At 67.5% G+C, this 13,917-nt stretch carries 12 protein-coding genes; 3 read left to right on the forward strand and 9 right to left on the reverse strand.

The features are described 5' to 3' along the window. Nucleotides 1-116: 116 nt before the first annotated feature. The gene (locus CBY09_RS06290) at nucleotides 117-641 is read left to right on the forward strand and encodes a M48 metallopeptidase family protein (protein WP_094287494.1); all 525 of its coding nucleotides are present in this window, start codon (nucleotides 117-119) and stop codon (nucleotides 639-641) included. 86 nt (nucleotides 642-727) lie between these two features. Here CBY09_RS06290 and murI read toward each other — a convergent pair whose 3' ends face one another. Together murI and CBY09_RS06300 are read right to left on the reverse strand one after the other, a co-directional pair. Continuing rightward, on the reverse strand, nucleotides 728-1,621 hold the full coding sequence (gene murI, locus CBY09_RS06295) for a glutamate racemase (protein WP_094287496.1): 894 nt from the start codon (nucleotides 1,619-1,621) through the stop codon (nucleotides 728-730). 170 nt (nucleotides 1,622-1,791) lie between these two features. After that, nucleotides 1,792-3,348 (reverse strand): fumarate hydratase, encoded by a 1,557-nt coding sequence (locus CBY09_RS06300; protein ID WP_094287498.1) that lies wholly within the window; start codon nucleotides 3,346-3,348, stop codon nucleotides 1,792-1,794. A 170-nt stretch (nucleotides 3,349-3,518) separates the two neighbouring features. Between CBY09_RS06300 and fumC the strand changes: the two genes are divergently transcribed. Then, a complete protein-coding gene (gene fumC, locus CBY09_RS06305; RefSeq protein WP_094287500.1) occupies nucleotides 3,519-4,928 on the forward strand; it encodes a class II fumarate hydratase in 1,410 nt (469 codons plus the stop codon). A 167-nt stretch (nucleotides 4,929-5,095) separates the two neighbouring features. On the opposite strand, the gene CBY09_RS06310 is transcribed toward fumC, so the two are convergent. The 7 genes from CBY09_RS06310 to CBY09_RS06340 form a co-directional block, all read right to left on the reverse strand. Next, nucleotides 5,096-5,914, reverse strand: a complete 819-nt coding sequence (locus CBY09_RS06310; protein WP_094288079.1) for a Crp/Fnr family transcriptional regulator — start codon at nucleotides 5,912-5,914, stop codon at nucleotides 5,096-5,098. Nucleotides 5,915-6,053: 139 nt separating this feature from the next. Beyond that, nucleotides 6,054-6,752: a response regulator gene (locus tag CBY09_RS06315; RefSeq protein ID WP_094287502.1), complete on the reverse strand. Its 699-nt coding sequence runs from the start codon at nucleotides 6,750-6,752 to the stop codon at nucleotides 6,054-6,056. After that, a complete protein-coding gene (locus CBY09_RS06320; protein WP_094287504.1) occupies nucleotides 6,749-8,305 on the reverse strand; it encodes an ATP-binding protein in 1,557 nt (518 codons plus the stop codon). The genes CBY09_RS06315 and CBY09_RS06320 overlap by 4 nt, the downstream gene beginning before the upstream one ends. A gap of 23 nt (nucleotides 8,306-8,328) precedes the next feature. Beyond that, nucleotides 8,329-8,616, reverse strand: coding sequence for a hypothetical protein (locus CBY09_RS06325; RefSeq protein WP_094287506.1), 288 nt, complete (start codon nucleotides 8,614-8,616; stop codon nucleotides 8,329-8,331). A 31-nt stretch (nucleotides 8,617-8,647) separates the two neighbouring features. Next, the gene (locus tag CBY09_RS06330; RefSeq protein ID WP_094287508.1) at nucleotides 8,648-9,538 is read right to left on the reverse strand and encodes a dioxygenase family protein; all 891 of its coding nucleotides are present in this window, start codon (nucleotides 9,536-9,538) and stop codon (nucleotides 8,648-8,650) included. A gap of 218 nt (nucleotides 9,539-9,756) precedes the next feature. Continuing rightward, nucleotides 9,757-10,905, reverse strand: coding sequence for an RDD family protein (locus CBY09_RS06335; protein WP_094287510.1), 1,149 nt, complete (start codon nucleotides 10,903-10,905; stop codon nucleotides 9,757-9,759). 21 nt (nucleotides 10,906-10,926) lie between these two features. Then, nucleotides 10,927-11,538, reverse strand: coding sequence for a TIGR00645 family protein (locus tag CBY09_RS06340; RefSeq protein ID WP_094287512.1), 612 nt, complete (start codon nucleotides 11,536-11,538; stop codon nucleotides 10,927-10,929). Nucleotides 11,539-11,735: 197 nt separating this feature from the next. On the opposite strand from CBY09_RS06340, the gene acs reads away from it, so the two are divergent. After that, complete coding sequence (acs, locus tag CBY09_RS06345; protein WP_094287514.1) at nucleotides 11,736-13,730, forward strand: acetate--CoA ligase; 1,995 nt, start codon at nucleotides 11,736-11,738, stop codon at nucleotides 13,728-13,730. The last annotated feature ends 187 nt before the right edge of the window (nucleotides 13,731-13,917 follow it).

Here is a 13,917-nt window from a genome sequence, read left to right on the forward strand (position 1 = left end):
AAGCAAGGCTTTCAACGCCGCAGGTTGGCCGCACTGGCTTGCTGTGGCTCGGGCATCTGCGCGGCTGACCGCCGTCTTGCCACCGCGTTGCAGCCTTGCAGCCACGCTGCTCCCCCATGACCTCCGACCTCCCTTATCTGCGTTCTTACCCTGCGGCCTTGCAGGCGCAGGCGCGCGACCTGCTGGTGCAGGGAAAGCTCGGTGCGGTGCTGCAACGCAAGTACCCCGCTGCCCATGCCGTGCGCAGCGACAAGGCGCTGTACGACTACACGCAGGAGCTGAAGGCGCGCTACCTGCGCAACGCGGGCACAGTCAACAAGGTGCTGTTCGACAACAAGATCCACGTGGTGCGCCACGCGCTGGGTTTGCACACGGCGGTGTCGCGTGTGCAGGGCAATCGCTTGACGGCCAAACACGAGATCCGCATTGCCGCGATGTTCAAGCAGGCGCCGGACGAGTTTCTGCGCATGATCGTGGTCCACGAACTGGCCCACCTGCGTGAGAAGGACCATGGCAAAGCCTTCTACCAGCTGTGCACCCACATGGAGCCGCAGTACCACCAGTACGAGTTCGACCTGCGGCTGTACCTCACGCATGTGGAACACGCGGGCACCCGGTTGTGGGGTGTGGAGCAGCCCTGAGAGCTGTGACATAAGCCGGAATTGCTATTCTTTCGATAGCTATTCAGGCTTGGTGGACGCGCACAGAGGCCGATTTTTGCTTTGAATCAGGGCACTTGCACAGACTGGCAGCAACTCGCGGGCAGGTCCAACCAGCGCTGCGCCGCGGCCTCCAGCATGGCGACGGGGCCTGTGGTCAGCAGTTGCACCGGGGGCGTGGCCTCAGACTGCGGTACGGGGGGCTGGCCCGGCCGAGTTTCTGCGGGCACATGCAGCAGGCCAGCAGCTTCCAGCAGGCGCCGCGTCTGGCGGGCCACGGGCTCGCCGGTCTCGATGAACTGGACGTCAGGCCCCACCAGCGCGCGCAGTTCATGGGCCACAAAGATGTAGTGTGTGCAGCCCAGCACCAGGGTGTCCATCTGCCCAGCGGCGGTGCCAAAACTGCCCATGGCCTGGACATAACGCGCGCACAGCGCGCCAGTCTCGGTGGCTTCGACGGGGCTGTCCGGGGCGGCTATTGGAAGCGCCACGCTGCGCTCGATGGCATGGGCCAGGCCATCGCAGGGCTGCACAACAAACTGCGCCTGGCCTGCCAGTGAAGCCATGAGCTTGCCGAACTTCGCACTGGTCAGCGTGCCCCGCGTGCCGATCACGCCCACGTGCCCGGTCTTGGTGACGGCCAGCGCGGGCTTGATGGCAGGTTCCAGGCCCACCAGGGGCAACGTGGGGTGGCTGCTGCGCACTTCGTGGATGGCGGCTGCCGTGGCGGTGTTGCAGGCCACGACCAGGGCCTTGATGCCATGCTGCTCGCACAGGTACTGTGTGATGGCATGGGTGCGCGCCGCCACATAGGCGTCGCCCCGTTCGCCGTAAGGCGCGTGGGCGCTGTCGGCCAGGTACACAAAACGTTCGTGCGGCATGGCGGCCAGCAGCGCGCGCAGCACGCTCAGCCCGCCGACGCCACTGTCAAAAACACCGATGGGAGAAGAGGCCTGCGGCATCGAGGAACCAAGCTCTGGCTGTTGGACGAAAGCGTGGATTGTAGGAAAGACGCCGCTCCCGTGCTGGAAGGTGCAAGCGCGCAAGAAAAAACCGCCCGAGGGCGGTTTAGAGAGCCGTTGCCCTGGTGCCGGAACGGAGCCTGGCACGGGGCTCGGTGCAGGGCCGGGGCTCAGGCCGTGGCGACTTCAATGCCCTTGAACTCGCCCGAGGCGATGCGCTTTTGCCACTCGGCCGGGCCGGTGATGTGGGCGCTGGTGCCGCCGGCGTCCACGGCCACGGTCACGGGCATGTCCACCACGTCGAACTCGTAAATGGCTTCCATGCCCAGGTCTTCAAAGCCCACGACCTTGGCGGTCTTGATGGCCTTGGAGACCAGGTAGGCGGCGCCGCCCACGGCCATCAGGTAGGCGCTCTGGTGCTTCTTGATGGCCTCGATGGCGACCGGGCCGCGCTCGGCCTTGCCCACCATGGCGATCAGGCCGGTCTGGGCCAGCATCATCTCGGTGAAGCCGTCCATGCGCGTGGCGGTGGTGGGGCCTGCGGGGCCCACGGCCTCGCCCTTGACGGGGTCCACGGGGCCCACGTAGTAAATGATGCGGTTGGTGAAGTCCACGGGCAGCTTCTCGCCCTTGGCCAGCATGTCCTGGATGCGCTTGTGTGCGGCATCGCGGCCGGTGAGCATCTTGCCGTTGAGCAGCAGCGTGTCGCCCGGCTTCCAGCTGGCCACTTCTTCCTTGGTCAGCGTGTCGAGGTTGACCTTCTTGCTCTTGTTGTAGTCGGGCGCCCAGTCCACGTTGGGCCACAGGTCGAGGCTCGGGGGCGTGAGGTACACGGGGCCCGAGCCGTCCATCACGAAGTGCGCGTGGCGCGTGGCGGCGCAGTTGGGGATCATTGCGATGGGCTTGCTGGCCGCGTGCGTGGGGTACATCTTGATCTTGACGTCCAGCACTGTGGTCAGGCCGCCCAGGCCTTGGGCGCCGATGCCCAGGGCGTTGACCTTTTCAAACAGCTCCAGGCGCAGCTTTTCGACATTGTCGAGTTCGGCCCCGCTGGCTTGCTTGGCCTGCAGTTCGTACATGTCCAGGTCGTCCATCAGGCTTTCCTTGGCCATCAGCACCGCCTTTTCGGCCGTGCCGCCGATGCCAATGCCCAGCATGCCGGGCGGGCACCAGCCAGCGCCCATGGTGGGCACGGTCTTGAGCACCCAGTCCACGACGTTGTCGCCGGGGTTGAGCATGTACATCTTGGACTTGTTCTCCGAGCCGCCGCCCTTGGCCGCCACGGTGATGTCCACGGTGTTGCCGGGCACGATCTCGGTGAAGATCACGGCGGGGGTGTTGTCCTTGGTGTTCTTGCGGGCGAACTGCGGGTCGGCCACGACCGAGGCGCGCAGCGTGTTGTCGGGGTGGTTGTAGCCACGGCGCACGCCTTCGTTGATGGCGTCGTCCAGGCTGCCGCTGAAACCTTCCCAGCGCACGTCCATGCCCACTTTCAGGAAGACGTTGACGATGCCGGTGTCCTGGCAGATGGGGCGCTGGCCGGTGGCGCTCATCTTGCTGTTGGTGAGGATCTGGGCGATCGCATCCTTGGCCGCCGGGCTCTTCTCGCGCTCGTAGGCGCGTGCCAGATGGGCGATGTAGTCGGTGGGGTGGTAGTAGCTGATGTACTGCAGCGCGCCGGCAATGGATTCGATCAGGTCTTCTTGGCGAATGGTCGTCGTGGTCATGGCGGTGGGGGTTTTAGGGAAAACGCGAACCCTTAATTATCCCCTGCCGGGCTTGCGCGGGCCTGTCGGGGGAGAAGAGGGGTGGTGGCGCGCCGTGGCCTGGGGTGGGTATGCTGCGGTCTGGTGTTTCGTTCCACTCCCATTCGCTCGCTGAGCGGCAAGGCCCACCCGTGAAAACCTCCACCCCCGCCCCGACCGCAGTCCGCACCGAAAAAGACACCTTCGGCCCCATCGATGTGCCTGCCGACCGGCTGTGGGGCGCGCAGACGCAGCGCTCGCTGCACCACTTTGCGATCTCGGGCGAGAGGATGGCGCCCGAGCTGATCCGCGCGCTGGCCCAGGTCAAGCGGGCCAGTGCCTATGTGAACAACGCGCTGGGCCTGCTCGACGCCGCCAAGACCACGGCCATCGTGGCGGCGGCGGACGAGGTGATTGGCGGCGGCCACCTGCAGGAGTTCCCGCTGGTGGTGTGGCAGACCGGCTCGGGCACGCAGACCAACATGAACATGAACGAGGTGCTGGCCAACCGCGCCAGCGAGCTGCTGGGTGGCCCGCGCGGCGAAGCGCGCCTGGTGCACCCCAACGACGAGGTGAACAAGAGCCAGTCGAGCAACGATGTGTTCCCCACCGCCATGCACCTGGCGGCGGTGGACGCGCTGATGCACCGCCTGCTGCCCGCGCTGCACGGCCTGCGCACCACGCTGGCGGCCAAGGCGAAGGCGTTTGACGGCATCGTGAAGATCGGCCGCACGCACCTGCAGGACGCCACCCCCCTCACGCTGGGCCAGGAGATCTCGGGCTGGGTGGCGCAGCTGCAGCATGGCGAGCAGCATGTGCGCGCCGCGCTGCCCCACCTGGGCGAGCTGGCCCTGGGGGGCACGGCCGTGGGCACCGGGCTCAATGCGCCTGCCGGTTATGCGCACGCGGTGGCGAAGGAGCTGGCCGACCTGACCGGTCTGCCGCTGGTCACCGCCCCCAACAAGTTCGAGGCCCTGGCCAGCTGCGATGCGCTGGTGCATGCCCACGGTGCGCTCAAGACCCTGGCGGCCAGCCTGATGAAGATTGCCAACGACGTGCGCTGGCTGGCCAGCGGCCCGCGCAGCGGGCTGGGCGAGATCACCATCCCTGAGAACGAGCCGGGCTCGTCCATCATGCCCGGCAAGGTCAACCCCACGCAGTGCGAGGCGCTGACCATGCTGTGCGCGCAGGTGATGGGCAACGACGTGGCCATCAACATCGGCGGGGCCTCGGGCAACTTCGAGCTGAACGTGTTCCGCCCCCTGGTCATCCACAACTTTTTGCAGAGCGTGCGCCTGCTGGCCGATGGCATGGCCAGCTTCAACGAGCATTGCGCCGTGGGCATAGCGCCGAACCAGGCGCGCATCAACGACCTGGTGGAGCAATCGCTGATGCTGGTGACGGCGCTGAACCCCCACATCGGCTACGACAAGGCGGCCTTCATCGCCAAGAAGGCGCACAAGGAAGGCACCCGCCTGCGCGAGGCGGCTGTGGCCTCGGGCCATGTGACGGGCGAGCAGTTTGACCAGTGGGTGGTGCCAGCGCAGATGGTGGGGCGTTGACGCCAGCGTGGGGTGCTGCGCCCCAGTGTGCCCTGTATGCCACTGGATTTATGAAGAAAATAGGCGTTTGCGCGCGTCCATCAAGCGCTGTTTGCTATCAAATTTGATGGTTTGAGGTGTGCCGGGAGAGTGGGGGCTGACGGGGCGGCCTGCCTCCTCACCGGTTCTCAGCGCGGCGAATTGCCCTGGCTGCCGCCCATTGTTTCGGCCCGGGCGTCCGACACCTCCTGCTGCGCCAGTGCTTCGAGCTGGTCCTGCTGGTAGACCACGATGCTGCGCTGGTGGATGCCGATGATGCCCTCGCGCTCCATCCATTTCAGTTCCACATTGATACGCTGGCGCGAGCCGCCCAGCAGCTGCGCCAGCTCATCCTGCACCAGCGACAGCCCGATGGCGCCGCGCTGGCCCGGCATGGCGGCGCGCTCGCCAAAGCGGCGCAGCACATGCAGCAGCTGCTTGGCCAGTCGTGCGCGCAGGGGCAGGGTGGCCATGTCTTCCATCATCCAGTACAGGTAGCGCATGCGCCGTGCCTGCAGCGTGAGCAGCGCTTCGCCAAACTCGGGGTGCGCGCGCAGCAGCTGGCGGAACACGCCCTCGGCCAGGCTGAGCACCGTGGTGGGCCCGTGGGCATGTCCGTCATAGGTGTTCGGCCCGCCGTGCAGCACCTCGGCCTCGCCCACCCAGATGCCGGGCTCTACATAGGCCAGCGTCACCTGCTTGCCTGCGGGTGTGGTGCGCCGAAAGCGGATGGCGCCGCTGGCGCAGGCAAACCAGTCCTGGGCGGGTTCGCCCTGCAGGACGATCGCCTGGCCATGTGCATAGCGTGTGACGCGGCCCAGCCGGAAGATGTCGTGCCGCAGCGAGGGTGTGAGCGCGGCAAACCAGCGGCCCCGGTTGATGGCCTCGCGCTCCGCCGGGCTCAATAAGGGCCGCTGCAGGGGGTGTTCAAGGCTGGCGGCGGACTCGGGCAGGGTGGTGGCATACATGGGCGGGCTCTCTGGGCGCAGGGCCGGGGCGGCCACTGCGCCGTGCAGGGTCGGCAGGGGGCGAAAGCGCCAGTTTAGCGGCGGGCCCCGGCCTGCCGCCCTGCGTCGCTGCACCTGCGCGACACTGCGGCACGCTGGCTCAGTTCGTTGCGCCCGGGTCGAGCGCAAAGCCCACGCCGTACACCGAACGGATCCAGTCGGTGTCATCACCACTGGCGGCCTTGAGCTTTTTGCGCAGGTTCTTGATGTGGCTGTCGATGGCGCGCTCGTTCACGTCCAGCGTGTCGTCATAGGCCTGGTCGAGCAGTTGGGCGCGCGAGAAGATGCGGCCCCGCTGGCGCGCCAGCACCTGCAGCAGCTTGAATTCGCGGCGTGTGAGGTTGAGCGGCGTGCCGTGCAATGTGGCTTGCCAGTGTGATTCGTCGAGCGCCAGCGCTGCCACCGTGGTGGGGGCCGTCGGTGGCTCCTGCGCTGCAGCGCTGCGGCGCAGCACGGCCTTGACGCGGGCCACCACCTCGCGCGGCGAAAACGGCTTGCAGATGTAGTCGTCCGCGCCCAGCTCCAGGCCAATCAGGCGGTCCACCTCTTCCACGCGGGCAGTGAGCATGATGATGGGGTTCTGCGTGTGGCGCCGCGCCTGGCGCAGGATGTCGAGGCCGTCCATGCCGGGCAGCATGATGTCCAGCAGCGTGAGGTCGGGCGGCGCGGCCACGATGCTGGCGAGGGCTGCGCGGCCATCGACCTGGTGCTCGACGGTGTAGCCCGCGTGGCGCAGGTAGTCCACCACGATGGTGGCGATGTCGGGTTCGTCTTCGACGACAAGGATGCGTGGGCTCATGGGGCGGTGTTGTCCAGAAGGGGCAGAGTCAGCGTGATGCGCAGCCCGCCCAGGGGCGATGCCTCGGCCGCCAGCGTGCCGCCATGTGCGAGTACGATGGCACGGCAGATCGCCAGGCCCAGTCCCGAGCCGCCATGGTCGCGGTTGCGCGAGGTCTCGGCGCGGTACAGGCGCTCAAAGATGCGGGGCAGCTCGTGCGCGGGCACGCCGGGCGTGCTGTCGTCCAGTTGCACCTGCAGCATCGGCAGGTGGGCCGCGCTGCCGGGGGCTGCCACTTCGCGCGCCGTGATCTGCAGCAGGCCACCAGCATCGGTGTAGCGCAAGCTGTTCTCCAGCAGGTTCAAAAACACCTGGTGCAATTGCTGCGCGTCGCCTAGCACCAGTGGCGCGGGCACCTGTGCGGCCAGAGCGTCCAGGCCCGTGGTGTCCACATCGATGCCCGCCTGCGCCAGGCGTGGGCGCATCGACGCCAGTGCTTCGCCCAGCAGTGACAGCGGGTGCACGGGCACCTGGGCCGAGGGCGCGCTGGTGCCCGCTGCATCCAGGCTGGCGCGCAGGTCGCCCACCAGCTGGATCAGGCGCATCACCTGCCGGTGCAGGCGCAGCGCGGTCTTGTCGTCAAAGGGGCGGATGCCGTCCTGCACGGCCTCGATCTCGGCGCGCATGGCGGCCAGGGGGGTGCGCAGCTCGTGGGCCACGTCGCCCAGCCACTGGCGGCGGCTGGCCTCGATGCTGCTCAGTTGTTCGGCCATGGTGTTGAAGGTGCGGGCCAGCTGGGCCAGTTCGTCATTGCCGTGCACGGGCACACGGGTGTGCAGGGCGCCTTGTGCAATGCCGCGTGCGCCGGTGGCCAGGGCCTCGACCGGGCCCAGCCAGCGCCGGGCCAGCCAGCCGGACAGCAGCAGCGCCAGCGCCAGCCCGGTCAGGCCCGTCCAGGCCACAAAGCCCAGGTGCTGCGCCAGAAAGGCCTGGTCGGCCTCGCTGCGCACGCCCTGGGGCGGCGCCAGCACCAGGTGGCCGATGGTCTGGCCGCCCTCGCCGCGCAGCGCCAGGCGTGCGCCGCCGGGCTGGGGCGCGGTGCCCACCACCAGGCGCTCCTGCGCGTCGAGCAGGCCCAGGCGGGGGTAGATGTCATCGCGGTGGCGCGGTGGGGGCGGGAAGCTGCCCGGGCCCTGGCTGCGCAGGTCGTCGGGCGGTGGGGGCGGAGGGGCCGACTCTGCCTGGCCCGGGGGCGGGCCGGGGCGTGTGTCGGGCGCACTGCCGGGATCGCCCGAGGGCGGTGGGCCGGGGCGGCGCGGGCCACCGCCGGGGTGGCTGAGGCGGCCCCACAGCGTGGACTGGCTGCGCAGGCTGTCCCATCCGCCCGCCTGGGCGTGGTGGGCCTGCAGGCGCTCGGCCAGCCAGTCCATGCGCGCCAGCTCGATCTCGGCCACATACGGCCCCAGCCCGCGCTGCAGACCCAGGCGCGAGAAGCCCGCAAAGATCAGCAGCAGGGCCACCAGCAGGGCGGCCAGGGCGAGGAAGGCTTTGCGGTGCAGGGTCAGGTGGGGCATGGAGCTGGGGTGGCGTTCAGCGATCAGCGGGCAGGTGGCGGGCCGCCCGCGCCGCCGGGGCCACCAGGCCCGCCTGCGGGCATGGCCACCAGGGTGCCATTCATTGTGCGGCATGTGCCTGTCAGTGATTTCCCGTCGGGCATGGTCAGCGTGACGCTGGCGCCTTCGGCCTTGCCCTTGCAGGCGGCGTACGCCTCGGGCGGTGGTGCGGGCGGGGTGCCGCCACGCTCTGGCTGGGCCCAGGCGGCGACGGTGGTGGCGCCCAGGGCCAGAAGGGCCAGGCGGGCGAGAGAGCTGCGAATCAGGGACATGGGGTTACCTTGTGAAGGAGAGGGGTTGGGGTCAGGCCGCGATCGAGATCGTGATGCTGGCGGCGTAGCCACCGCCGGTGTTGGCCTGCATGGTGGTCATCTCCAGCGCGGTGCCGTCGCTGAACACGTTGTCGGTGGCAAAGGTGATGGCAGCCAGGTTGCGCACGCTGGCGCTGTAGCCCGCATTGCTGCTGTAGATGCTGCTGAGCAGCGCGGTGGGGAAGGCCAGCTGCGTGGTCTTGACCTTGTTGCGTGCGTTGCTGGCGGCGGCGAGGCTGGGGTACACCTCCAGGTGCATGTGGGGCATGCGGCCTGCGTAGCAGCCGGGCACGATGGTGGTGAAGGTGACGGTGCCGCTGGCATCGGTGGCCTGCACGCCGCGCAGGTAGTTGTCGGCGATGTTGTTGGAGGTGTAGACCGAGTAGTTGCCGTCCTGCGTGCAGTGCCACAGATAGATGGCGTAGCCCGCGAGCGGGGCGCAGCTGGCCTGGGTGTTGGTCAGCGTGATGGTGATGGTGAGCGGCACGCCCCCGACCTGGGTGGACGAGCCGATGGAGCTGCGGATGTCCGAGCGCACGATGCCGCTGAGCGCCAGCACGTTGTAGGTGTTGTTGCTGGCCGTGGAGCCGTCGGCGGGGTAGGGGCCGGCGGTTTCCTCGGGCACGACCGAGCAGGTGGTGGTGGTGCCTGTACCCGTCCCGGTGCCGGTTCCCGTTCCGGTCCCGGTTCCAGTGCCTGTTCCCGTACCGGAGGTATCGGTGGTGTCCGTGGCGGCAGTGTCGCTGCCCCCTCCGCCGCAACCCCACAGGGTGGCGACACCCAGCGAGCCCAGGGCGCTCAGGGCAAGACGGCGGTTGGCAGAGGCCTGCGCGGCAGGGGTGAGGGGAGCAGAGGGGAGTGGGTTGTGGAGGCTGTGGTCCATGGATTTCTCCTGCAGGTAGGAACAGTGGGGGGATGGCCTGCACTGTGCCGCCCGATTGGGGAGAAATCTGGGAGCGGGAGGGTGGGGTGTGGTTGCTATATTTTTAATAGCTATCAGGGCATGACTGTTGCGCGGTAAGCACTGTTTTTATTCAAGTTTTTGGTCCTTGCGCCGTTCAACAGCGCCATGCACCGGGCCCGGGCCGGGCCACGGCCTCCCTACGGCGCTGCACGGGTGGACGCGTGGCGGCACTGGAACGGGCGGTCGCTGCGCGCAATGTCGTCGCTGCCACATTGCCATTGGCGGATGTCGGTCTGCTGTTTGCGGGTGCGCAGCAGCGGGGTGTAGACCAGGTGCTTGCCCGCCAGGGCTGCGCCCTCTGTGCCACCCACGCCCTCGGCAATCGTCAGCCGCACCACGCCGCTGGCGGGGTCGATGCTCAGGGCCTGGAAGCCCGCAGGCAGGCGTTCGGTCGGGCCGGACGGACCCAGGCCGATGGCGGCTGCACTGGGCGGAAACTTGCCTGTGCTGCGGTAGTGGTTCTCCACCAGCTGCAGCACCACGCGCGCCGCGCCGTCAAGCTGGCGCACGGTGTCGCGCAACGGGTTGGCGGGCTCGCTGCGGGGGCTCCACAGCACCAACGTCACCACAACGGCCAGGCCCAGCACCGCCAGGCCGCCCAGCACCACCAGCCCTTTGAGGAACCAGCCGGGCCCTGGGGCGTTGGCAATCGCCTCGCGGATGGCCGCATCGTCGGCATCGCGCGCAACCACAAAGGTGCCCGTCATGGAGCTGTGCAGGCCGCGCTCGCCAAACAGCGCTGTAAGCAGGCGGTGCAGCAGAAACGGCACGGCCAGCGTGAGGCCGAGGGTGAGCGAGTATTTCAGGAAGTGTCGCAACGCCGAGCGCGCCACGCCCGGGCGCTCGCCCGTGCGGGTGACCACCCGCAGGCCCAGTACCCGCTTGCCGAAAGAGCCCGCGCCCAGCGCATCCATCAGTCCCGGCAGGAGTAGCCCCAAGGCGCCCAGCGCCAGCGCGGCGGCCAGCAGGGGGCCGGGTGGTGCGCCGTCGAGGGCGCTGCTGGCCAGCGCCCAGGCGGTCAGCAGGGCCGCCGGGACGGCCGCCATGGCCAGGCCATCGATCAGCGTGGCCCCCAGGCGCGCCAGCATGCTGGGGAACACGGCCGCCTGCGCGTGCTGTGCTGGCGATGGGACGGAGGGCGACTGTGGCCGGGGGCGCGCCTTGGCAGTGGCCGCCCCTGCAGTGCGTGGGCCGATCCCCTCACCCGCTGCGGCCAGCGGCGCATTGCAGCTGAAGCAGTGGGTGTACGAGGCCGGGTTCTGCCAGTTGCACTGCGTGCATTGCATGGCGCTGCGGTGGCCGGGGCCTCAGTGGTGGCTTGCAGCGGGGGCCGTGTGCGACATCAGGCGGTCGGTCAGTGCAATGGCCAGCGCGCTGAGCAGGAACACGGTGTGGATGATGGTCTGCCACATCAGCACCTTGACGTCGTAGTTGGCGGCGTTGATGAAGGTCTTGAGCAGGTGGATGGAGCTGATGCCGATGATGGCGGTGGCCAGCTTGACCTTGAGCACCGAGGCGTTCACGTGGCTCAGCCATTCGGGCTGGTCGGGGTGGTCTTCAAGGTGCAGGCGCGAAACAAAGGTTTCGTAGCCGCCCACAATCACCATGATGAGCAGGTTGGAGATCATGACCACGTCGATCAGCGCCAGCACCACCAGCATGATGATGGTCTCATTGAGTGCGGTGACCTCAAAATCGCTCTTGTAACCAATGCTGGAGACCAGACTCTTGAGCGCCCCAGTGTTGCCAAAGGCGGCTTCGATCAGGTGTACCAGCTCCACCCAGAAGTGGAAGACATACACCGCCTGCGCCAGAATCAGGCCCAGGTACAGGGGCAACTGCAGCCAGCGGCTGGCAAAAATCAGCGAGGGCAGGGGGCGCATGGGCGACGGGGAGGCGGGGTTTTTGGGCTGGGTCATAGAGGGATAGGGAAAGATCGGAGGGTCCGGGGTCGCGCGATTTTAGGGGCGTGGTGTGACAGCCCTTCTCCCCAGTGGCCATCCCGACATGGTGCAGGGTGTAGATTCTGTAAGCTTCGCGCCAGTCAGTGGCTTGTAAGTGCTGCGCCCGACAGTACCGCCCAATTTCAATTCCATCAAAACCAGGAGACAACACCATGAGTGCGCCCACATCCGCGATCGAGTCCGTTTTGGTCGAGAACCGCGTGTTCCCGCCGTCCGATGCGGTCGTCAAGGCGGCCCGCGTTTCCGGCATGGCGGGCTACGACGCACTGTGTGCCGAGGCCGACAAGGACTTCGAGGGCTTCTGGGCACGCCTGGCGCGCGAAAACGTGAACTGGAGCAAGCCCTTCACGCGCACGCTGGACACGTCCAACGCCCCGTTCTTCAAATGGTTTGACGATGGCGAGCTGAACGCATCGGCCAACTGCCTGGACCGCCACATCGGCACCCCCACCGAGAACAAGACCGCCATCGTCTTCGAAGCCGACGATGGCGCGGTCACCAAGATCACCTACAAGGAATTGCTGGCCCGCGTGAGCCAGTTTGCCAACGCGCTCAAGGCCCACGGCGTGGCCAAGGGCGACCGCGTGCTGATCTACATGCCCATGACCATCGAGGGCGTGATCGCCATGCAGGCCTGCGCACGCATCGGCGCCACGCACAGCGTGGTGTTCGGCGGCTTTAGCGCCAAGGCGGTGCAGGAGCGCATCATCGACGCGGGCGCGGTGGCCGTGATCACCGCCAATTACCAGATGCGTGGGGGCAAGGAGCTGCCGCTCAAGGCCATCATCGACGAAGCCCTGGCCATGGGCGGCTGCGACACCATCCGCAACGTCTTCGTGTTTGAGCGCACGGCGACGACCTGCAACATGGTGCCTGGGCGCGACAAGACCTTTGGCGAGATTCTGGCCGGGCAGAGCACCGAATGTGCCCCCGTGCCCGTGGGGGCCGAGCACCCGTTGTTCATCCTGTACACCAGCGGCTCCACCGGCAAGCCAAAGGGCGTGCAGCACAGCACCGGTGGCTACCTGCTGTGGGCCAAGCTCACCATGGACTGGACGTTCGACCTGCGGGCCGACGACGTGTTCTGGTGCACGGCCGACATCGGCTGGATCACCGGCCACACCTACGTGGCCTACGGACCGCTGGCAGCGGGCGCCACGCAGATCATCTTTGAAGGCATCCCGACCTTCCCCAACGCCGGTCGCTTCTGGCAGATGATCGAAAAGCACAAGTGCACGATCTTCTACACCGCGCCTACCGCCATCCGTTCGCTCATCAAGGCCGCTGAGGGCGATGCTGCCGTGCACCCCGCGCGTTCGGACCTGTCGAGCCTGCGCATCCTGGGCAGCGTGGGCGAGCCCATCAACCCCGAAGCCTGGATGTGGTACCACAAGAACGTGGGCGGCGAGCGCTGCCCCATCGTGGACACCTTCTGGCAGACCGAAACCGGCGGCCATGTCATCACCCCGCTGCCCGGCGCCACGCCGCTGGTGCCCGGCAGCTGCACGCTGCCTCTGCCCGGCATCGCCGCCGCCATCGTGGATGAAACCGGCAATGATGTCGCCAACGGCGCGGGCGGCATCCTGGTCATCAAGAAGCCCTGGCCCAGCATGATCCGCACCATCTGGAACGACCCCGAGCGCTTCAAGAAGGCCTACTTCCCCGAAGAGCTCAAGGGCTACTACCTGGCCGGTGACGGCGCGGTGCGCAGTGCCGACCGGGGCTACTTCCGCATCACCGGCCGCATCGACGACGTGCTCAACGTCTCGGGTCACCGCATGGGCACGATGGAGATCGAGTCGGCCCTGGTGTCCAAGACCGACTTGGTCGCCGAAGCCGCCGTGGTGGGCCGCCCGGACGATGTGACCGGCGAAGCCATCTGCGCGTTTGTTGTGCTCAAGCGCGCCCGCCCCACCGGCGAAGAAGCCAAGCAGATCGCCAACGAACTGCGCAACTGGGTGGCCAAGGAAATCGGGCCCATCGCCAAGCCCAAGGACATCCGCTTTGGCGACAACCTGCCCAAGACCCGCAGCGGCAAGATCATGCGCCGCCTGCTGCGCAGCATTGCAAAGGGCGAGGCCATCACGCAGGACACCAGCACATTGGAGAACCCTGCAATTCTCGATCAGTTGGCCAAGGCCAACTGATCGAGGAGGGCGCCGAAGGCGCCCGCGCATAGCGCTTGCAGGGTTCGTGGACACTCATATCGCGCAGCGATGTGACGTGGCCACAGAATCCGGCAATTCTGGATCAATTGGCCCAGACCAATTGATCTTGTAGTGCCCTGCGCACGCGGGGTCTGCGCAGCGCTGGCGATTACCCCCAAAAAAGTAA

This window comes from Acidovorax kalamii, assembly GCF_002245625.1.
In the GTDB taxonomy this organism is placed as follows: domain Bacteria; phylum Pseudomonadota; class Gammaproteobacteria; order Burkholderiales; family Burkholderiaceae_C; genus Acidovorax; species Acidovorax kalamii.